This is a genomic window from Maribacter litoralis (assembly GCF_003075045.1).
Taxonomy (GTDB): domain Bacteria; phylum Bacteroidota; class Bacteroidia; order Flavobacteriales; family Flavobacteriaceae; genus Maribacter; species Maribacter litoralis.
The window spans coordinates 1,581,627-1,601,212 of record NZ_QCZD01000001.1 but is presented as its reverse complement, the minus strand read 5'-3'; the positions used below and the strand labels follow the sequence as shown (position 1 = coordinate 1,601,212).

Here is a 19,586-nt window from a genome sequence, read left to right as displayed (position 1 = left end):
TATGAGAATTGCAATAAATGGAATGGGCCGAATCGGAAGAGCCGCCCTTAAAATAATATTAGACCACCAAGAATTAGAATTGGTAGCTGTAAACGATGTGGTGCCTATAGAAAATACTGCATATTTATTGAAATATGACTCAGTCTATGGTATATATGACAAGAAAGTAACTCATACCGAGACCAACTTGATTGTTGATGAGAGATCAATTAAGTACCATTCAATACGAAATCCAGAAGAACTTCCTTGGAAAGATAGTGATGTAGACTTAGTAATTGAAAGTACAGGCTTGTTTACGACCATGGATGGTGCACAAAAACATATTGCGGCAGGCGCTAACACTGTTGTTATTTCTGCACCGACCAGTAGTGGTGATGTACCGACAGTAGTTCACGGAGTCAATTCAAATGACGGAAGATCTACTATATTCTCCTGTGCTAGTTGTACAACCAATAATATAAGCCCTGTAGTAGAAATATTAGGACGTCGAATTGGAATTAAAAAAGCCATTATGACTACAGTTCATGCCTATACAGCTTCACAGAGTACGGTCGATGGTCCTTCGTCCAAAAACTATAGAATGGGTCGAGCAGGAGCCGCCAACATTGTTCCCACTTCAACTGGTGCTGCAATTGCAACAACTAAGGCGATGCCAGAATATGAAGGAAAGTTTGATGGAGTAGCCTTACGTGTCCCAATTCCAGTTGGATCAATTTCTGATTTGACCTTTGTTACAGAACGCAAGGTAACTCCAGAAGAAATTAATTCAATATTTAAAGAAGAAGCTGAATTAGAGCGCTATGCTAGTATTTTGTCGACCACTAGCGAACCTCTTGTCTCGTCGGACATTGTTAAAAATCCGTACGCCTCTATTGTAGACTTGAGTATGACCAGAGTCGTAGATGGCGACCTACTCAAAGTAATGACTTGGTATGATAACGAATGGGGATTTACAAACCAAATGATAAGACAAATACTTCAAATTAAAAACGCCCATTGAATCTGAAAGATATGAAAAGACTAATTTTTATAATAGCCATTCTGTTTTTTTCAAATGCTTTTGCACAAAATTCTAAAAAAGTAAATAGCTTATTGCTTGAAGAAGTTACCATAATAAGTCCTGAAAAAAACGATGGATATATAGGATATATTCTTATTAATGATAATCGAATAAAAAAAGTAAGTAAAAAGAAACCTCGAATTAAAGAAGGTACAAAAATCATTAACCTTAAGGGAAGATACATTATTCCAGGCCTTATTGATAATCATGTACATTTAAGTGGCATGAATGGTCTCACAGATGACGATATTAAAGATAATCCTGAAATAGTAAAAGCATTTAAGGAGCAACTTCCCAAGAGTTATTTGTATTTCGGTTATACAACACTTATTGACTTAGCAACTCCAAATATAAAAGAGCTCGAAGATTTTAAAAAAGCATCAATAAGGCCTGATTTATATCATGTTGGCTCTGGTGCTGTTATAGGTAAAGGTTATGGTATCACTAATTGGAGTGATACTAAACCAAATTTTATCTACGTAGATGATAATAATCAAGAGATACCTAATAAATACAACCCAGAAGATCATAGTGTTAAGGCTGTGGTTTCTCGAATAAAAGAGTCTGGAGCTATAGGAGTTAAAACATATTACGAGCCAGGTTTTGATCCTAATGTTGCAAGAATGCCAGTGCCAACAACAGAGATAATGATAGAACTTTATAAAGAAAGTCAGAGTAGAGATTTAGTACTTATGGTTCATGCTAATTCTATTGAGAGTCATGGTTTTTTGGCAAAGCATAAAATCGATGTTATATCCCATGGTTTATGGCGTTGGGGAAATATTGTTTTAGAACAGGGTAATGAAGTCCCTAAAGAGATTACAAATATTCTTGATTTAGAAATCAAAAACAAAATAGCATACACACCAACATTACAAGTTATTAATGGACTTAAGGCTATGGCTCAAGCAAATTATCTAGAAAATCCAGAATTAAAAAAAGTGCTGCCTAGTACAGTTTTAGACTGGTATAAAATTAATAAAGACAAAATGTATAAAGAGATATTTGGAGATGCACCAAAAGATATCATTTTAAATAGTTTTGATAGGATAAATAGTCAAGGAAAGGCATCCTTAAAATATATTTCAAGAAATGGAGGGGTAATTGTATTTGGTACCGATACACCATCCTCATTAACATACGGTAATCCACCAGGCTATAATGGTTATTTAGAAATGAAGACTATGTACAAGGCTGGTATTTCTCTCAAGGAAATTTTAAAAAGTGCCACAATAAATAACGCAAGAACTTTTAAGCTAGATTCAGACTACGGTACAATAGAAAATGGTAAAATCGCAAATCTAGTAGTTCTAAAACAGAACCCTTTGAAATCTATTAAAGCATATAACAATATAGAATATGTTATTGTTAGGGGAAAGGTAGTTAAAAGAGAAATTCTCAGTTCAAAACTTTAGATATTTAAAGCATATTACGAATGATGGTAAATAAAGTTGATATTTTAGCGTTTGGAGCTCATCCTGATGATGTTGAATGTGCTGTATCAGGGACATTACTTAAGCATATTGCGATGGGAAAGACAGTAGCTATAATTGATTTAACTGCTGGTGAAAATGGTAGCTTTGGAAACCGAGAAACAAGATTAAAAGAGTCTAAAAAAGCATCAGAGACGTTAGGAGTTTCTTATAGAGAATGTTTAGGAATTAGAGATGGTGCTATAGAAAATAATGAGCTTAACCGGTTATTGGTGATTAATTCTATAAGAAGATATCAACCTGAGATTGTATTAGCAAATGCTTTGGACGATAATCATCCAGATCATGCAGTAGCAGCTAATCTGGTATCTAATTCAGTGTTTTTATCTGGATTAGAAAAAATACAAACATTTCACAATAATGAATTACAAAATAAATGGCGTCCAAGAGTAGTATATCACTATATCCAGGACATGTTAATTAAGCCTGATTTTGTGATTGATATTAGTGAATATATGTCAAAAAAAATGGATGCTATATTAGCATATAAATCACAATTCATTTCTCCCAAGAATAATGCACCTAATTCAATAATTGGTTTATTGGAACAAATCAAAAGTACCAATGCCATTTTTGGACGACCTATAAACTCAAATTATGCAGAAGGGTTTAATGTAAATAGATATATAGGTGTTAAAAATCTTTTCTCTCTTGAATAAAATTAAAACAATTTAACTTATTAGGTGGTTATAAATATTTAGTATTTGACCATTTATCAATATTAGTAAATACCATAAATAATTGAAAATCTAAATTTCTCTATAAATAAATAATCATGAGTATAAGAGATAACAAATTGATAAAAATATTAGCTTACAAATGCCCTAGGTGTGGACTAGAAAGTGCTTTTGAAAAACAAACAGGAATATCAATATTTGCAATACCTAGAATGAAAAAGCAATGCTCAAATTGTCAATTTAGATTTATAAAAGAGCCAGGTTTTTATTATGGTGCTATGTACGTAAGTTATGCTCTTACTATTTCTGAGGCTATTATAACTTTTTTAATCGCTCAACAGTTTTATGAGACAACTTTTGACCCTCGAATAATTGGTGTAATTTCTATAGTAATTGTTATACTCATGTGGTACAATTATAAGCTGTCTAGGATGGTTTGGTTGAATCTATTTAAAAATCATCAATTTTGAGTTAAAATAAAGAGTGTTTATATAATCTCATCATTTGAAATAATTACATTGTTGAGTATATGAAGCATAGCCTGCCGCTGTAAGCCATTAGAAATAACCTGTTAAAATGAAATTAAGTGTTCGAGAATTACAGTCTTCTGATATAGAAAATATTGTTGATTATTTTCTCAATGCTGATGCTGGTTACCTCAAAAGTATGGGTGCTGAAAAAGTAAATTACCTGCAAAGAAAATATGGGTAGAGAAATTAAAATTAGAATATAGAAAGACTTATTTACAAAAAGAATTCTATTATATAATATGGTTACTCGATAATCAACCTATTGGACATTCAAATGTAAACAATATTAAATTCGGAAAATCTGCCACTCTGCATTTACATTTATGGAATAATGACAAACGGAAAAGTGGACTAGGATTGGAGTTTTTAAGACTAACAATCCCATATTTCTTTAAAAATCTATGTCTTAGGAAATTGATTTGTGAACCGTATTCTAAAAACATCGCACCCAACAGGACTTTCAAAAAACTTGGCTTCAAATTAGTCAGAACTTATGAAACCATTCCTGGTTGGATTAATTTCAAACAAATTGTGAATAGATACGAACTGACAAATACAGAATTTGAAAATATAAAAACGGTACACAACAAGGTGTATAGTCAATTCCCTTCGTGATAAGCACCATACACAGACCGATTGACTCTTATTTCATAAAAAGTATTATCAACTTTTTTTAATTTTCATAATCGTTCTACCTGATTTTATCAAGTCTAATAATCTAACTTCTTTTTTTGCATCTTTCTCAAGCTTAATTTCAGCCATTTTTATAACTTCCTTATCCGCATTGGTAAAATTACCAGATTTGTATTTTGGACTTGGGTCATATTCTATAACAAGCTGAATAGCTTTGGTTTCTAATTCACCAACAATTTTATCAGCAAGATATAATGCCATATCAATCCCTGCTGATACTCCTGCAGCTGTGATATATTTTCCTTGTTCTACTATTCTTTCTCTTTTTGGTATAACCTTAAACTCTTTTAATAATTTAATTGGTTTCCAATGTGAAGTTGCTTTTTTTCCTTTAAGAACTCCCGTTGATGCCAATATCAGAGAACCAGAACAAACAGATGTAGTCCATTTTGTTGTTTTGTCAATCATTTTTATCCAGTTAAGGACTCTTTTATTTTTCATTTCCCTTATAAATGTAATTGTCGAACCGGGTATCAATAAAACATCTGCATCTTTAATATCGTCAATATCATATTTAGCGTTAATATGCACGAAATTGGAATCTGCTTTAATCTCACCTTTTTTTTCAGCAACAAAATAAATTTCTGCACCTTCAATGTTTCTTAGAACTTCGTATGGTCCAATTGCATCAAGCATTGTTAATCCATTATATATGTATATTACGACCTTCATCTGTTTTGACTTAGCGATTTAATGTTTAAGTAGTAGCAAATTTAGCGCTACTGCTTTTTCGAAATATAATATACCTTTTTAAAATGAAAAAGCAGTTCAGGAAAACACCTAAACTGCTTTTGCGTAAATATGTATTGTGATTAGTTATTCAAAACTATTGAACATTTCAAAATGAAGAAAAGTCATTTCCTTTTCATCAATTGTGCTGAAAGCAAGTTTGCAATTCTCACTTTCCATAGCCTTTTCAGAAGCTATTTTAGCAGAGGTAATGTCTGTCCAATACACAATGTCTAAAAATCTTCCGTCGTCAGAAATAGCAGTATTTCTTGCTATAAAGCCAGGCTGTTCTTTCACAAAATCATTTAGTTTTGTGATAGCCTTTTTAGCATCTTCCTTGCTTATTCCTTCTTTTGATTTCCATAATACCATTTCGATAATTTTTGCTTGCTCCATTTTACTTTTTTTAGTGCCTGACTGTTTACAACTGAATACAGTTATGACGATTAAACCAATGATTATATTTTTCATATGTCAAAGGTAAAATGAGAAAGTGACAGCCCTATGTCAACTATGTTTATAAATTTTCAATGTATTCTTGAAAATTGAAACTATGCATTTTCTCAAAAGATATCATAGTAGTGTTTAGCTTTAAGATTCTATCTAACCTAAATTCTCTTAATTCATCCCGAAGATGGCAGAAAGCAATAACAATCCAAGTGTTATTGGTATAATATATAGCCTGTGGTTCAATTTTACGTAAGGTCAATTCTTCTTTGTAGAGAGATCTATAATTAATCTCAAGTTGAATTTTATTGGAAATAGATTTTTGAATATCTGAGAGCCAATTACTTTCATTGATTTTGTCTTTAGTAAAGTTTAAAGTTCTGGTAGATAGTAATGCTAAATTTTCCTTTTGAAAGTTTTTAAGTGTTGCTTTTATTTTTATTATCAACGAATCATAGTTTTTTGCTAGTGATTTGTCTCCTTGTTTTTTAATAAATGTTTCTGAAATAATCAAACTGTTTGCTTCCTCTTCTGTTAAGGAAATAGGTGGTAAACGAAAACCGTCAACAATAAAATAGCCAACTCCATTCTCTGAACCAATAGGCACTCCAGAATCTTGTAATGTTTTAATGTCCCGATATACAGTTCGTAGACTTATTTCAAACCGTTCGGCAATTTCTTTTGCTGTTACTATTCTTTTTGATTGAAGTTGAATTAAGACAGCTGTTATTCTTGTAAGCCTTTTCATATTTTTAATTAAATCGAAATATTTACTATAATTTCATCATCCGACTTAAGACAAGCTTTTTTTCTTATTTCAGACTTTACTGGCAGTAGGTAAGTGTTCATTTTAGTATCAAACCAAATTGCTGTATCCCATTTTATTTCTTTGACAGAGGCAGAAGCTTTCATTCTTCCCCAACCTTCTTCCTGCCATTGAAGGTTTTCTCTAATTTCTTTTGAGATGTTTTTAGGGATGGAAATAAAAAACCATCCAGCTGATGATTGGTCTTCCCATAATTTACCTAAAAATTTGTATTTAATTTTGGCTTGCAATTGTAGTTTGATTTTTATTCAGTTTGTAAATTAACTTAAATGAGAAATACAGTCTAGTATAAACGTCAGTTATGGGTTTAAGTAGCGATTATTTTATCCATTGTAATTATTATATAGTTTTTATCTTTTGAAATCTCTACATCAAATATATTATTTATAGAAAGTATAGATGTTTTAACTTTGGATTCACAGCTTACGCAAGTCACAACAGTAAGACGATATTCATGTGTCATAATTATATTTTGTTAATACTAAAAAGGTAGTAGGATTGTTGCAATTTATCTAGCAGATTAATTTTTGAATGTTTGAAAACATAAAGTCGAAATGCAATATTTTAACTTACAATATAAGTTTAGAATTTCTTTATTTTCATCGTAGTTATATAGTTTTTATACCATAAATTATCAAGCCTTCTGCATATCACATGTTATACTTTTTGTATCGGAAAGTGACAGAGAATAAGTTGTAAACAAAATTAGCCGAAGCAAATTTCAAAAAGTAGTATACCAATGATCATATAAATAAAGGAGTATGCAATTTGGTATAAATTGATCCAAGTTAAGGCGTATTTTCAAGCCCCTAATTTTCGATAAGGTTTTTTAGTTATAAAATATCCTTGAAATTTTGATTTTACTTATTTGAGGCAACTACATTTACGATGACCTAGCGGTACTTAATTAAATATTGTTATAACCAGTTTCTTGGGAATTTTTTATGACATTATCGATGATTAGCATCAAGAGCTCTGCTATAAAAAACATAAAACCGCCTAGTATATAAACAGTGGTTAAAAATGAAATGATTTATTGACAATAACTTCAATATCTTCTTTTAAAAAGTTCGAACTTTGTCCCTTCGCGGTCACAAGTAAAAAGCCACATCTGAAAAGATGTGGCTTTTAAATTATATATATTTAATAGATTTAATCTCTATTAATATCGAAAACAATGCCTTCTTTGTGCATTTGAATCATTTCACTTTTAGAGTATCCATAAGTGATTTCAGAATAATTTTCGTCCTTATCAATTTTATAGATTCTGGACTTTTTTGATATTTCAAAATCGTTCAAGGAAAGAAATATACTATCTGTTGTTACTTTTTCAAGTCGCATGGTAGAATAACTACCGTTATTTGCTTTATACTCATAAATATCACCAACAGCGGGCTGAGTTAGGTATAATTGTGTATCCTCTTTATTCTTGCCGCTAGAGTAAATAGTAAATACTATTAACAGTGCAAAAACTAATAGACCCGAGAACTGCCAAATTGGACCTTTAGCCTCTCCTTTAATATTTTTATACTGCATTTTAAGAGTTTCGGGCATCTGTTTAGGACTTAAAGTCTCTTTGCAATGTGTGCAGTAAGAACTACCACTTTTACCCAATGGGAAAACAGGGATCCAAAAAACATGTGCGTGCCTTCTGTAAATATTAATGTAAATAGTATCTTGATTGTTACAATGTTGACAAGTAATGTTTCTTGTTTTTACGGAATCAAGACTAGCTGATCCAGTGCCAAAAAATATCATAATGGAAGGTTTAGTGTTTAGTTCAATACATAACGTCGTTATATATCGTCTATTGCTCTAACAGCTATTACCTTCAATAAATCAATTGATTACGTAGTAACGGAACTTGAAATAATATTCTTTACAATCATTTTGGCATGAACTCTAGAGTTCTCGATAAACCACTTATGGGTTTCCATTCCGCCACAGATAACACCTGCTAAATATAATCCTTCAACGTTGGTTTCCATGGTTTCTGGATTGTATTCGGGGAGTTTTTTATCATCTTCACTAATGTTTACGCCTAATTTTTCTAAGAAACTAAAATTGGGTCTATATCCGGTAAGTGCTAAAACAAAATCATTTTCAATTTCTTCCTCGCCCGTATCAGTGTTCAAAAGGATACTGTCATTGGTAATGGCTTTAACCGTTGTGTTGAAATAGGCCTTAATACTTCCTTCCTCTATACGGTTAATGATATCTGGTCTTACCCAATATTTTACACGTTGACCAACTTCTGGACCTCTAATGATCAGTGTAACTTCTGCACCTTTTCTGTAACATTCCAAGGCAGCATCAATTGCAGAATTGCTTGCTCCTATAACTGCAACTTTTTGCCCGGCATAGTAATGTGGATTATCGTAATAGTGAACAACCTTTTTTAAGTCTTCTCCCGGTACGTTCAGTAAGTTGGGTAAGTCATAGAAACCGGTTGCTACCACAATTTGCTTTGAAGTGTATGTGTTTTTGTTGGATTTGATAGTGAATGTTTCTCCTTTTTTTTGAACGTTCTCTACCTTTTCGAACAAATTTATATGCAATTTATTTGAAGTAACAATTCGCCTGTAATATTCTAATGCCTCGTCTCTTTTAGGTTTGGCTTCTTTACTGATAAATGGTATTTCATCTATCTCCAATTTTTCCGATGAAGAGAAAAATTGCATATTGCTAGGGTAGTGGAAAAGGGAATTTACAATAGGTCCTTTTTCAATGATCAGATAAGAAAGTCCGTTTTTTTTAGCCTCTAATCCGCATGCTATACCAATCGGTCCTCCGCCAACGATGACAATATCAAATTCAGTTTTCATCCCTTTAAATCTTTAATAGTAGTTGTTGGGTCTTCACTTTTAAAAACAAAGCTGCCAGCAACCAATACATCGGCACCGGCATCAATTAATTTTTGAGAATTGGCAGTAGTAACACCACCGTCAACTTCAATTAAGGCCGATGAATTTTTTCTGGTAATCAATTCTTTTGCAGCCTTTATTTTATCATAGGTATTTTCAATAAACGACTGACCTCCAAAACCAGGATTAACGCTCATGATCAAAACAAGGTCTACATCTTGTATAATATCCTCTAAGAGCATTATGTTGGTATGCGGATTAAGGGCAACGCCCGCCTTCATGCCCAAAGCTTTAATGGCCTGTATGGTTCTGTGCAAATGGGTACAGGCTTCATAATGTACGGTTAGAATATGTGCTCCAAGATTTGCGAATTCTTCCAAATACCTATCTGGATCTACAATCATTAAATGCACATCTAAAGGAATGGTGGCATGTTTTTGAATAGCTTTTACTACTGGCATTCCGTACGAGATATTGGGTACAAAAACACCGTCCATGACATCAATATGGTGGTAAGTAGCCTCACTGGCATTTACCATTTCTACATCACGTTGTAAATTACCAAAATCTGCTGCTAACAGCGATGGGGCTATGCTTGCCTTTTTCATACTAAAAACCTTTTAGTTCCTTGCAAAAATACGGATTTGTAATTCGTTCTACGGTTGTTTTAGATTTGCTTTAACTTCATTTAGTCAATTGCTATGCTACCATTTTTAGTTAGGATAGGATTTACTTTTGACTTGTATTCGTCGAGAATTCCGTTCAATTTGTTCAACTCTACAGCTAGTTCGGCAGAAAGTTCATCGTATACTTTGTATGCACCGTTGGTTGGCTTGGCATCGCCAGATTCTACGCTTCTTCTTAATGAAGCCAATCTGTTGTTGAGCTTTATAGGAAAGTTCAATGGGTCTTGCCCACTTTGGTTCTTAACTTGGTAAAGAGCTTCTTCAACCTCCGTCAACTTACCTATGAACGGTGTAACGATTGTTTTATAGTCACTCTCGCTAATATTAGGCTTAATGGTATCTAACGTACTTTTTATTTCACGGATTTTAATGACAGCTTCGTTAGCGGCAGAAGTTTTGCCCATTATCTTATTTGATAATTTGAACTGTTCATCTAAATCTTCTTTGGTTATCCCTTTTAAGTTGGGATCCATTTTAATGTCGAAGGCATACGTTTGTTCGTAATTTCCTGATTTCATCTTGATTTTATAGGTGCCTAAAGGTGCTTTCGGACCTCTGGCGGGGCGAGCACTCCAAATAATCATTCCTTCAAAGGTTGTAGCGCCCGGATAGCGCATATCCCATGTAAAATTGTTAATACCTTTTGCTGTAGTTGGTTTTGATGAGCCTCCTTTTAACCAATAGGGTAGGTTGGGGTCTTCTTTATACTCGGGCTTACTACCGGTAAATGTGTTGATCAGTTTGTCGTTGGCATCATAAATTTCAAACGTAATCGTATCTTTTTCTTCTTTTAGATAGTACTGAATAGAAGCATCGGTTAAACCTCTATAGGCATCAACAGGTTTAAAAAGAATTGCGTCTTGCTTTTCCATTGCTGGAGTATACTGTCGTAATGGTTGTATATCGTCTAAAATCCAAAATCCTCTACCATGCGTACCCAGTACTACATCATTGTCCTTAACGACTAAATCCCTTACCGGTGTATCGGGTAGTTTTAGTTGTAGGCTTTGCCAAAGTTCACCATCGTTCATAGAGAAATATACACCATGTTCAGTTGCTAAGAATAAAAGTCCTTCTCTTACGGGATCCTCGCGAACAGCCCTTGCAAAATGACCGTCTTCAATTCCGTTGATAATTTTTGTCCAAGTTTTACCGTAATCATGGGTTTTGAAAACATAAGGTTGTCTGTCATCTACTTGGTATCTATTGGCGGCTACGTAGAGTGTACCAGGGTTGTGTAGAGATTCATCTATAATACTTACCCTAGAAAATTTGGGCAACTCTTTAGGGGTGATGTCTTCCCAATTTTTACCGCCATCTCTGGTAATATGTATTTTACCATCGTCTGAGCCTGCCCAAATAGTGTTGATATCATGATTAGATGGCGCTAGGGCAAATACGGTAGCGTATATTTCAGGTCCGTTCATGTCCATGGTAATTACACCACCTGTTTTACCTAAGGTAGATGGGTCGGCATAGGTAAGATCCGGACTAATTTTTTCCCAAGATTGACCATCGTCGGTAGTTTTCCATACATGTTGTGAGCATGTGTACATTACATTATCATCTTGTGGGGCGAACATAATGGGGAATGTCCATTGCCAACGTTCTGGCAATGCACTGGCTGGTTCACCCGAGAAAAATCGTGGATATACTTGTATGTCCCTTTTTTGACCGTTACTTCTGTCATAACGGGTTAAAAGGGCGCCTTGACTACCAGCATAAAAAATATCAAGATTGGTTGGGTGCTGTGTAATCCAACCACTTTCTCCACCACCAACAGCATACGCCCAGCCGTCGCCTTGACCGCGAGCTTGCATATGGTCCCATCCGTCACTTGGTACAGCAATAGTGCTGTTATCCTGTTGTGCACCGGCAACATGATACGGTACATCGTTCGTGGTCATTACATGGTAGAGTTGAGTAGTGGTGTAATCTTCTTCTGTCCAAGTTTTACCGCCATTTATACTCACTACACCCCCACCATCGTTAGAGGAAATCATACGTTCGGGGTTATTAGGGTCTATCCATAAATCGTGATTATCACCATGTGGTACTTTTATTTCAGTATCAAAAGTGACCCCGCCATCGGTAGATTTCCAAAAATCAACATTGAGTCCGTAAACGGTTTCTTTATCTATAGGGTCTGCATAAATTCTGGAATAGTAAAAAGCCCGCTGTCTAAGCTTACGCTCATCATTCGTTTTGGTCCATGTTTTACCAGCATCATCTGATCTAAAAACACCACCTTCATTAGCTTCTACAATAGCCCAAACACGATTGGAGTCTGCCGGAGAAACCGTCACTCCAATTTTTCCTAACGGACCTTCAGGCATACCTGGGTTTTTAGATAGATCTGTCCAAGTTTCTCCGGCATCGGTAGATTTCCAGAGTTTGCAATCTGGTCCGCCTCCCCACATTTTCCAAGCTTTTCTTTGCACTTGCCAAGTGCTGGCGTATAAAACATTTGGGTTGTTACGGTCTATAATTAAATCTACTGCACCTGCCTTATCGCTAACATATAATGTTTTTTTCCATGTTGTACCGCCATCAATACTTTTAAAAACTCCCCTTTCTTCATTGTCGCCATAAGGGTGACCTAATGCGGCGACGTATACAATATCAGGATTTGTGGGATGAATTCTTATTCTAGAAACGGCTTGGGTTTCTTCAAGTCCTAAATGCTCCCAGGTTTTACCGGCATCTGTTGATTTGTACACCCCGTCACCTTGGGTAATGCTACCACGTAATTGAACTTCTCCCATACCGATATATACGATGTCGGGATTTGTTTCTGCTACGGCAACGGCACCAACGGAAGAACTGGTTATATGACCATCGGTAACTGGTTTCCATTCATTACCGCCATCGGTGGTTTTCCATAATCCGCCACCCGTTGCTCCAAAATAATATTCATTAGGTCTACTTGGGCTACCTGCAGAACCTAAAGACCTACCACCACGTATAGGACCTATATTTCGCCATTCTAAATTTTCATAGAATGCTTTGTCGATTACTGAATTTGGAGTTTTACTTTTTGATTTTTTTCGTTGCGCAACCATAGTGCCGGTTGAACATAAAAATAGAAAAGCAAAAACGAACGATAATTTCGAGTTCATAGTAGTTGTTGTTTGGTGGATAATTTGAATAATTGGTTGCTTGAAAATAAGAATTTAATCTGCTAATACTAAGGGATAAGAAAATTTTAACGACTTAGGAAGCCTTCAAATATGGTAAGTATTTTAATTGCGGTTTTGCGTTATGTTAATCTTAAAAACAAGTGCTATTTTTGTCAATTATTTATTCGGGATAAATAAACGCATGCCTAAAATTACTCGGATGAAATAAAGCGGAAGTAAATTGAAGTAGTAATATTAAGTGTGATTTACTGAATTTGTCGTAAACCTTCATAAATGGAAATAGCAACAGCATTTGCTAAATTAAGACTTCTAATATGCTCACTGTACAAAGGGATTTTTACAGCGTTTTCCATATTATTTTTTAATAAAGATTTTGGAAGCCCCACAGATTCTTTTCCAAATACCAAAAACATTTCATCTTCGAAGTCGATTTCCCAGTGATTTTTTGTGGCAGCAGCAGAAAAGAAGATCATTTTTTTGTTTTGATGTTCTTTAAAAAAAGCATCCACATTTTCATACATAATTACATTTAGATGTTGCCAATAATCTAAACCAGCTCTTTTTAAACGTTTATCGGTAAGTTCAAAGCCAAAGGGTTTAACCAAGTGTAATGTGGAACCTGTACCAAGTGCCAACCTGCCAATGTTACCGGTGTTATTTGGAATTTCCGGTTCAATAAGTACAATGTTGAAGCCCATTATTTTTTAAAAGATTGTAAGTATAAGTGTTCTACTTTTTCTCTTGCCCAGGGCGTTCTGCGTAAAAACTTTAAACTAGATTTTATTGAAGGGTTGCTTTTAAAACAATTGATATTAACCTGCCCGGCTAAATCTTCCCATGAATATTTTTCGGTAAGCTCTTCTAAAATGGTCACAAGTTTTACACCGTGAAGCGGATTGTTAGGTTGAGAATCTGAACTCATTAGAATTGATTGTTTTTTAAGAACTAGTTTTATTTCTGAAAAGCAATGTACATGGACAGTGCCGGTACTTCAATAGTATCTTTTAATGTTTGTAAGCCTTCAAAGTCAAAGGTACTACCAGAAACCGCTTTATACCAAATACCTTCAATGTTATAATCAATATTTTGGTTCGATGCATTGTAGATTACTAGAATGTTTTTCCAATGATCATTGTTGGCATGATCTTCAATGGTAAAGGAGACAAGGCTATCATTATTTTGTTGAAATTTTAGATGTTTTCTAACTTCATTGGCGCTGCTCATATAAAATGCTGGGTGTTCTTTTCTTAACCGTATGAGGTTTTTGTAATAGTCGAATACCTGTTTATGATTATTTTTCCACTCCCAATTTATTTGGTTAATGCTATCTGGTAAGTTGTATGAATTATGTTCACCGTACTTGGTGCGAAGTAGTTCTGAACCGGCATGTAGAAATGGCGTACCTTGGGAAGTCAATACTATGGCGTTTGCCAATTTATCCATAGCTATCAAGGATTCCATATTCGCATTTGGTCTTGATATTTGTAATTTATCAAAAAGGGTGTGGTTGTCGTGGCAAGACACATAGTTTATAGACTGCCAAGGCTCTAAAGTCCAAGCGGCATCAGAATAATTAACACTATCGTAATGTATTTGTGGATGTTGAATAGCACCAACAATTCCGAATTTAATGGATTCTGTTGTGTTCATAGCTCCACTTACGAAACCTATGCTTTTGTCCTCAAAGACAGAGCCTTTTAAACCGTCTCGCAAATCATCATTAAAAGCCGCAATTTTTGGTAGTTGTTGCATGTGCTTTTTCAAGGCTCTTTTCTTTTCGGGTAACGGAGAATCTTTTGCCGTCCATCCTTCTCCGTATAGCAAAGCATCAGGATTTATGTTTAATACGGCATCTGCAATTTCGTTCATGGTTTCTATGTCATGAATGCCCATGAGGTCGAATCGAAATCCGTCGATATGGTATTCTTTGGTCCAATAGGTAACCGATTCGATTATAAATTTACGCATCATATTACGTTCTGATGCAGTTTCATTACCGCAGGCAGCAGCATCGGAATACGAACCATCTTCCCAATGTCTGTAGTAGTAACCGGGTACTTCAAGATTAAAATTAGAAGTATCTGTTTTCCCTGTATGGTTATAAACAACATCCATAATAACACCAATACCATTATTATGAAACGCTTTGATCATTTGTTTGAATTCTTTAATACGGGCTTCAGCATTAAAAGGATCTGTTGAAAATGAACCTTCAGGAACATTATAATTATTAGGGTCATATCCCCAATTAAATTGTGGGGTATCTAAATTTGTTTCATCAATGGAATAGTGGTCAAAAGTGGGTAAAAGATGCACATGTGTAATACCCAATTGTTTTAAGTGATCAATACCTGTGGATGCATTATTATTTCCAATGGTACCTTTTTCAGTTAAGCCTAAATATTTACCCGGATAGTATGAACCGGATTGAGGGTGAATTGTCATATCACGAACATGCAATTCATAGATAATAGCTTCATTTGGATGATTGAGATGTGGCGACTTATCTTTTTGCCATCCAATAGGGTTAGTGCTATTCATGTCTAAAACCATGGCTCTTTTGCCATTGACCCCAACCGCTTTTGCATAAATTCCTGGTGTTTGATCTAACCATTTATTGGACTCCTTTACTTGAAAGGTGTAATAAATTCCGTTTAAATCTTCATTTATGACAATTTGCCAAACACCGTTATTTTCTTTGGTAAGGGTATAGTTCGCATATGGTTCTGAGTTATTGCCGGTTTTGAAAAGTCTTAAAACAACTTCTTCGGCATTTGGCGACCACAGCTTAAATGATGTAGAGGCTTTGCTGTACTTAAGCCATAGGTTTTCATTTACGGGCGTAGGATAATTATTGTAGTCTGTAATTGACTTATTGTCGGTATTGCATGAATTGAACAACATAAAACCTAGTAGCGTTAGTACTATATTTTTCATAGAAAGCATAGTGATGCTCTAAGATAAGCAAAGAATATTTGGAAGTAGCCAAGGTTTGTTCGTAGCTAAGTAAATAATAATGAAACTATTATAAATGAAAAAACTCCGGTAATCAGCCGGAGTTTATTCATCAATCAAAAAACGAACAGTCATGATAAACTGTTGTTACCGTTAAAATTACAACTAATATGCCAATATTGCCAATTTAAGGAAAAATTAACGTGTAATTTTATTGCTTTATCGCATTTAATTTTTAACCCAAATACGTTTTTAATATTTTACTTCTAGAAGTATGCTTTAATCTTCTGATCGCTTTTTCTTTAATTTGACGAACTCTTTCTCTTGTAAGATCAAAAGTTTCACCAATTTCTTCAAGTGTCATTGAATGTTGACCTGCAAGACCAAAGTATAAACGAATAACATCTGCCTCACGAGGAGTAAGAGTTTCTAAAGCACGCTCAATTTCTGTACGAAGAGACTCATGTAATAGTTCTCTATCTGGATTTGGAGACTCACCACTACGAAGTACATCATAAAGGTTAGAATCTTCACCGTCAATAAGAGGCGCATCCATAGATACGTGTCTACCTGAGTTTTTCAAGGATTGTTTTACATCATCAACGGTCATATCCAACTCTTTTGCAATTTCTTCTGGAGAAGGCATTCTTTCGTGCGCTTGCTCTAAGAAGGCAAAAGTTTTGTTGATCTTGTTTATAGAACCAATTTTGTTCAGTGGCAAACGAACAATACGAGATTGCTCTGCCAAAGCTTGTAATATAGATTGACGGATCCACCATACGGCGTATGATATAAATTTAAAACCTCGCGTTTCGTCAAAACGCTGTGCAGCTTTGATAAGACCAAGGTTTCCCTCGTTAATCAAATCCGGTAAAGTAAGTCCCTGGTTTTGGTACTGCTTGGCAACTGACACCACGAATCTGAGGTTGGCTTTGGTAAGTTTTTCAAGAGCGATCTGGTCGCCTGCCTTGATGCGTTGTGCCAACTCTACTTCTTCATCAGCGGTAATCAAGTCTACTTTTCCAATTTCTTGTAAGTACTTGTCCAAAGATGCGGTCTCTCTATTGGTGACCTGTTTTGTAATCTTAAGCTGTCTCATTAAAATAAATTAAGTTCAATTTGCATAGACTGCATATACTTATACGTAAAAATCTTCCGAATGTTACAATTCAATAGAAAAAAGTTCATTTTTCCGTTGAATAGCATAAAAAAAGCCTCAACTGATTAGTCGAGGCTTTAAGAATATACTTACAAAGAGTTAGTCTCTTCTTGGTTTTCTATCGCGATTACGATCGTTTCCACGACGGTCATCTCTACGTTTGTCATCACGTGGTGGTCTTTCAACAAAACCTTCTGGTTTTGGTAAAAGTGCTTTACGAGAAACTTTTTCTTTACGTGTACGTTTGTCAATACCAAAGTATTTCACATCGAATACATCGCCCATATTAACTACATCAGAAACATTTTCAGTACGTTCCCAAGCCAATTCTGATACGTGAAGTAATACTTCGTTTCCTGGCGCATCCATATATTCTACAACGGCACCGAAATCAAGCATTTTGATAACCTTTACTTCGTAAACGCTACCAACTTCTGGCTTAAACAATAAAGAATCAATTTTTGCCATTACAGCATCAATACCTTTGCTACCAACACCTAGTACTTCAACAATACCTTCTTCGGTAACTGGATCTTCATTAATTACGATAGTCGTCTCGGTTTCTTTTTGCAATTCTTGAATTACTTTTCCACCAGGACCGATCAATGCACCAATAAATTCGTTTGGTATACGTCTCGTAACCATAGTAGGAGCGTGATCTTTAACATCTGTATTAGGAGTAGAAATAGTTTCAGTTATTTTACCTAAGATGTGTAAACGACCTTCGCGAGCTTGTTTTAAAGCATTTACCAAGATTTCATAAGACAAACCTTTTACTTTAATATCCATTTGGCAAGCAGTAATACCATCGGCAGTACCGGTTACTTTAAAGTCCATATCACCTAAGTGATCTTCATCACCTAAGATATCGGAAAGAACAGCATATTTACCTGACTCAGTATCTGTAATCAATCCCATTGCAATACCGGAAACAGGTTTTTTCAATTGAACACCGGCATCCATCATTGCCATAGTACCAGCACAAACAGTAGCCATTGAAGAAGAACCGTTAGATTCTAAAATCTCAGAAACCACACGTACGGTGTAAGGACAATCTTCAGGAACCATTCCTTTCAATGCACGTTGAGCCAAGTTACCGTGACCAACTTCTCTACGAGATGTTCCACGAATAGGTCTTGCTTCACCTGTTGAAAAAGGAGGGAAGTTATAGTGTAAATAGAAACGCTCTTCACCTTCAAAAGATGGCATGTCTATTTGGTTTGCTTCTCTACTTGTACCTAAGGTAACTGTAGCTAAAGCTTGAGTTTCTCCACGAGTAAAGATAGAAGAACCGTGTGTAGATGGTAGGTAGTCAACCTCACACCAAATAGGTCTGATCTCGTCAGTCTTACGACCGTCTAATCTTAAACCTTCATTTAATGTTAAGTCACGTACAGCGGCTTTTTCTGCTTTACTGTAGTATTTAGAAATTAATCCGCCATAATCAGCTTGCTCTTCTTCAGAAAAAGAAGCGATAATTTCTTCCTTGATTTCACCAAATGCAGCACTACGCTCATGTTTTGCAGAACCTGCTTGAGCAACCGCATATACTTTATCATACGCCATGTCGTGAATTTTCTTAGCTAAGTCAGCATCTTCACGTTCTGGCTCGTACTCACGTACTTCTTTTTTACCGAAAGCTTCAGCTAACTTTACTTGAGCAGCACATTGAACCTTAATAGCTTCATGGGCAAACTTAATAGCTTCGGTCATTTCTTCTTCAGAAATCTCATCCATTTCACCTTCAACCATCATTACAGAATCAGCAGAAGCACCGATCATCATATCAATGTCAGATTCTAATAATTGAGCTCTAGTTGGGTTAATAATGAATTCACCGTTTACACGACCAACTCTAGCTTCAGAGATAGCGCATTCAAAAGGGAAATCTGATAATTGAATAGCTGCAGAAGCTGCTAAACCTGCCATAGCATCTGGCATAACGTCTTCGTCATGAGACATTAATTGAATCATCACCTGAGTTTCAGAGTGATAATCTTTTGGGAATAATGGACGTAATACACGATCCACTAAACGCATGGTTAAAACTTCACCGTCACTTGGTCTTGCTTCTCTTTTAAAGAAACCACCAGGGTAACGACCAGCAGCAGCAAATTTTTCACGGTAATCTACCGTTAGTGGAAGAAAGTCCACATCACTTTGTTTGTAATTGGAAACAACTGTACATAATAACATACATTTTCCTGATTGTACAACAACAGAACCGTGTGCCTGTTTTGCCAATTTTCCGGTTTCGATAGAGATTTCTCTACCATCACCAAGGTCAATGACCTCTTTAAATACTTTTGGAATCATAAAATTCGATT

Annotated in this window: 19 protein-coding genes; 6 read left to right on the top strand and 13 right to left on the bottom strand. The window is 35.1% G+C overall.

The features are described 5' to 3' along the window. Position 1: 1 nt before the first annotated feature. The 6 genes from gap to DCS95_RS20685 all read left to right on the top strand — a co-directional run bounded on the left by gap (position 2) and on the right by DCS95_RS20685 (position 4,375). Positions 2-1,000, top strand: a complete 999-nt coding sequence (gene gap / locus DCS95_RS07150; protein ID WP_116770064.1) for a type I glyceraldehyde-3-phosphate dehydrogenase — start codon at positions 2-4, stop codon at positions 998-1,000. A gap of 11 nt (positions 1,001-1,011) precedes the next feature. Then, entirely contained in the window at positions 1,012-2,475 is a 1,464-nt protein-coding gene (locus DCS95_RS07145; RefSeq protein ID WP_116770063.1) for an amidohydrolase family protein, read from the top strand. 20 nt (positions 2,476-2,495) lie between these two features. After that, complete coding sequence (bshB1, locus tag DCS95_RS07140; protein WP_341865181.1) at positions 2,496-3,212, top strand: bacillithiol biosynthesis deacetylase BshB1; 717 nt, start codon at positions 2,496-2,498, stop codon at positions 3,210-3,212. Positions 3,213-3,328: 116 nt separating this feature from the next. Next, the gene (locus DCS95_RS07135) at positions 3,329-3,700 is read left to right on the top strand and encodes a DUF983 domain-containing protein (RefSeq protein ID WP_116770062.1); all 372 of its coding nucleotides are present in this window, start codon (positions 3,329-3,331) and stop codon (positions 3,698-3,700) included. 106 nt (positions 3,701-3,806) lie between these two features. Next, entirely contained in the window at positions 3,807-3,941 is a 135-nt protein-coding gene (locus DCS95_RS20590) for a hypothetical protein (protein ID WP_279629378.1), read from the top strand. Next, positions 3,932-4,375, top strand: a complete 444-nt coding sequence (locus DCS95_RS20685) for a GNAT family N-acetyltransferase (protein ID WP_116770061.1) — start codon at positions 3,932-3,934, stop codon at positions 4,373-4,375. The genes DCS95_RS20590 and DCS95_RS20685 overlap by 10 nt, the downstream gene beginning before the upstream one ends. Positions 4,376-4,423: 48 nt before the next feature. Here DCS95_RS20685 and DCS95_RS07125 read toward each other — a convergent pair whose 3' ends face one another. The 13 genes from DCS95_RS07125 to DCS95_RS07065 all read right to left on the bottom strand — a co-directional run bounded on the left by DCS95_RS07125 (position 4,424) and on the right by DCS95_RS07065 (position 19,575). Then, the gene (locus DCS95_RS07125) at positions 4,424-5,125 is read right to left on the bottom strand and encodes a DJ-1/PfpI family protein (RefSeq protein ID WP_116770060.1); all 702 of its coding nucleotides are present in this window, start codon (positions 5,123-5,125) and stop codon (positions 4,424-4,426) included. A 144-nt stretch (positions 5,126-5,269) separates the two neighbouring features. After that, positions 5,270-5,578 carry a hypothetical protein gene (locus DCS95_RS07120; RefSeq protein WP_164674141.1) on the bottom strand — a complete coding sequence of 103 codons (309 nt, stop codon included), beginning with the start codon at positions 5,576-5,578 and terminating at the stop codon, positions 5,270-5,272. 121 nt (positions 5,579-5,699) lie between these two features. Then, a complete protein-coding gene (locus DCS95_RS07115) occupies positions 5,700-6,377 on the bottom strand; it encodes a helix-turn-helix transcriptional regulator (RefSeq protein WP_116770058.1) in 678 nt (225 codons plus the stop codon). Between the two features lie 8 nt (positions 6,378-6,385). Further along, positions 6,386-6,685 carry a DUF1905 domain-containing protein gene (locus DCS95_RS07110; protein WP_116770057.1) on the bottom strand — a complete coding sequence of 100 codons (300 nt, stop codon included), beginning with the start codon at positions 6,683-6,685 and terminating at the stop codon, positions 6,386-6,388. A 922-nt stretch (positions 6,686-7,607) separates the two neighbouring features. Then, entirely contained in the window at positions 7,608-8,213 is a 606-nt protein-coding gene (locus tag DCS95_RS07105; protein WP_116770056.1) for a hypothetical protein, read from the bottom strand. An 89-nt stretch (positions 8,214-8,302) separates the two neighbouring features. Continuing rightward, positions 8,303-9,280 carry a YpdA family putative bacillithiol disulfide reductase gene (locus tag DCS95_RS07100; RefSeq protein WP_116770055.1) on the bottom strand — a complete coding sequence of 326 codons (978 nt, stop codon included), beginning with the start codon at positions 9,278-9,280 and terminating at the stop codon, positions 8,303-8,305. Continuing rightward, positions 9,277-9,927: a ribulose-phosphate 3-epimerase gene (gene rpe / locus DCS95_RS07095; protein ID WP_116770054.1), complete on the bottom strand. Its 651-nt coding sequence runs from the start codon at positions 9,925-9,927 to the stop codon at positions 9,277-9,279. The genes DCS95_RS07100 and rpe overlap by 4 nt, the downstream gene beginning before the upstream one ends. 80 nt (positions 9,928-10,007) lie before the next feature. Then, a complete protein-coding gene (locus DCS95_RS07090) occupies positions 10,008-13,124 on the bottom strand; it encodes a WD40/YVTN/BNR-like repeat-containing protein (protein ID WP_244178401.1) in 3,117 nt (1,038 codons plus the stop codon). Positions 13,125-13,390: 266 nt separating this feature from the next. Next, the gene (locus DCS95_RS07085; RefSeq protein ID WP_116770052.1) at positions 13,391-13,843 is read right to left on the bottom strand and encodes a tRNA (cytidine(34)-2'-O)-methyltransferase; all 453 of its coding nucleotides are present in this window, start codon (positions 13,841-13,843) and stop codon (positions 13,391-13,393) included. Beyond that, the gene (locus DCS95_RS07080; protein WP_068482283.1) at positions 13,843-14,067 is read right to left on the bottom strand and encodes a VF530 family protein; all 225 of its coding nucleotides are present in this window, start codon (positions 14,065-14,067) and stop codon (positions 13,843-13,845) included. The genes DCS95_RS07085 and DCS95_RS07080 overlap by 1 nt, the downstream gene beginning before the upstream one ends. A 29-nt stretch (positions 14,068-14,096) precedes the next feature. Continuing rightward, complete coding sequence (pulA, locus tag DCS95_RS07075; protein ID WP_164674140.1) at positions 14,097-16,082, bottom strand: type I pullulanase; 1,986 nt, start codon at positions 16,080-16,082, stop codon at positions 14,097-14,099. Positions 16,083-16,335: 253 nt separating this feature from the next. Further along, entirely contained in the window at positions 16,336-17,199 is an 864-nt protein-coding gene (locus DCS95_RS07070) for a sigma-70 family RNA polymerase sigma factor (protein WP_058106041.1), read from the bottom strand. Positions 17,200-17,358: 159 nt separating this feature from the next. Further along, positions 17,359-19,575, bottom strand: coding sequence for a polyribonucleotide nucleotidyltransferase (locus DCS95_RS07065; protein ID WP_116770050.1), 2,217 nt, complete (start codon positions 19,573-19,575; stop codon positions 17,359-17,361). Positions 19,576-19,586 lie beyond the last annotated feature (11 nt).

Excerpts from the sequence above, each read along its gene's own strand:
- DCS95_RS07105 (WP_116770056.1), bottom strand. The coding sequence starts at position 8,213 with ATGATATTTTTTGGCACTGGATCAGCTAGTCTTGATTCCGTAAAAACA.
- DCS95_RS20590 (WP_279629378.1), top strand. The coding sequence starts at position 3,807 with ATGAAATTAAGTGTTCGAGAATTACAGTCTTCTGATATAGAAAATATT.
- DCS95_RS07135 (WP_116770062.1), top strand. The coding sequence starts at position 3,329 with ATGAGTATAAGAGATAACAAATTGATAAAAATATTAGCTTACAAATGC.
- gap (WP_116770064.1), top strand. The coding sequence starts at position 2 with ATGAGAATTGCAATAAATGGAATGGGCCGAATCGGAAGAGCCGCCCTT.
- DCS95_RS07080 (WP_068482283.1), bottom strand. The coding sequence starts at position 14,067 with ATGAGTTCAGATTCTCAACCTAACAATCCGCTTCACGGTGTAAAACTT.
- DCS95_RS07120 (WP_164674141.1), bottom strand. The coding sequence starts at position 5,578 with ATGGAGCAAGCAAAAATTATCGAAATGGTATTATGGAAATCAAAAGAA.
- DCS95_RS07100 (WP_116770055.1), bottom strand. The coding sequence starts at position 9,280 with ATGAAAACTGAATTTGATATTGTCATCGTTGGCGGAGGACCGATTGGT.
- DCS95_RS07090 (WP_244178401.1), bottom strand. The coding sequence starts at position 13,124 with ATGAACTCGAAATTATCGTTCGTTTTTGCTTTTCTATTTTTATGTTCA.
- DCS95_RS07070 (WP_058106041.1), bottom strand. The coding sequence starts at position 17,199 with ATGAGACAGCTTAAGATTACAAAACAGGTCACCAATAGAGAGACCGCA.
- DCS95_RS07115 (WP_116770058.1), bottom strand. The coding sequence starts at position 6,377 with ATGAAAAGGCTTACAAGAATAACAGCTGTCTTAATTCAACTTCAATCA.
- rpe (WP_116770054.1), bottom strand. The coding sequence starts at position 9,927 with ATGAAAAAGGCAAGCATAGCCCCATCGCTGTTAGCAGCAGATTTTGGT.
- pulA (WP_164674140.1), bottom strand. The coding sequence starts at position 16,082 with ATGAAAAATATAGTACTAACGCTACTAGGTTTTATGTTGTTCAATTCA.
- DCS95_RS07145 (WP_116770063.1), top strand. The coding sequence starts at position 1,012 with ATGAAAAGACTAATTTTTATAATAGCCATTCTGTTTTTTTCAAATGCT.
- DCS95_RS07125 (WP_116770060.1), bottom strand. The coding sequence starts at position 5,125 with ATGAAGGTCGTAATATACATATATAATGGATTAACAATGCTTGATGCA.
- bshB1 (WP_341865181.1), top strand. The coding sequence starts at position 2,496 with ATGATGGTAAATAAAGTTGATATTTTAGCGTTTGGAGCTCATCCTGAT.
- DCS95_RS07085 (WP_116770052.1), bottom strand. The coding sequence starts at position 13,843 with ATGGGCTTCAACATTGTACTTATTGAACCGGAAATTCCAAATAACACC.
- DCS95_RS07065 (WP_116770050.1), bottom strand. The coding sequence starts at position 19,575 with ATGATTCCAAAAGTATTTAAAGAGGTCATTGACCTTGGTGATGGTAGA.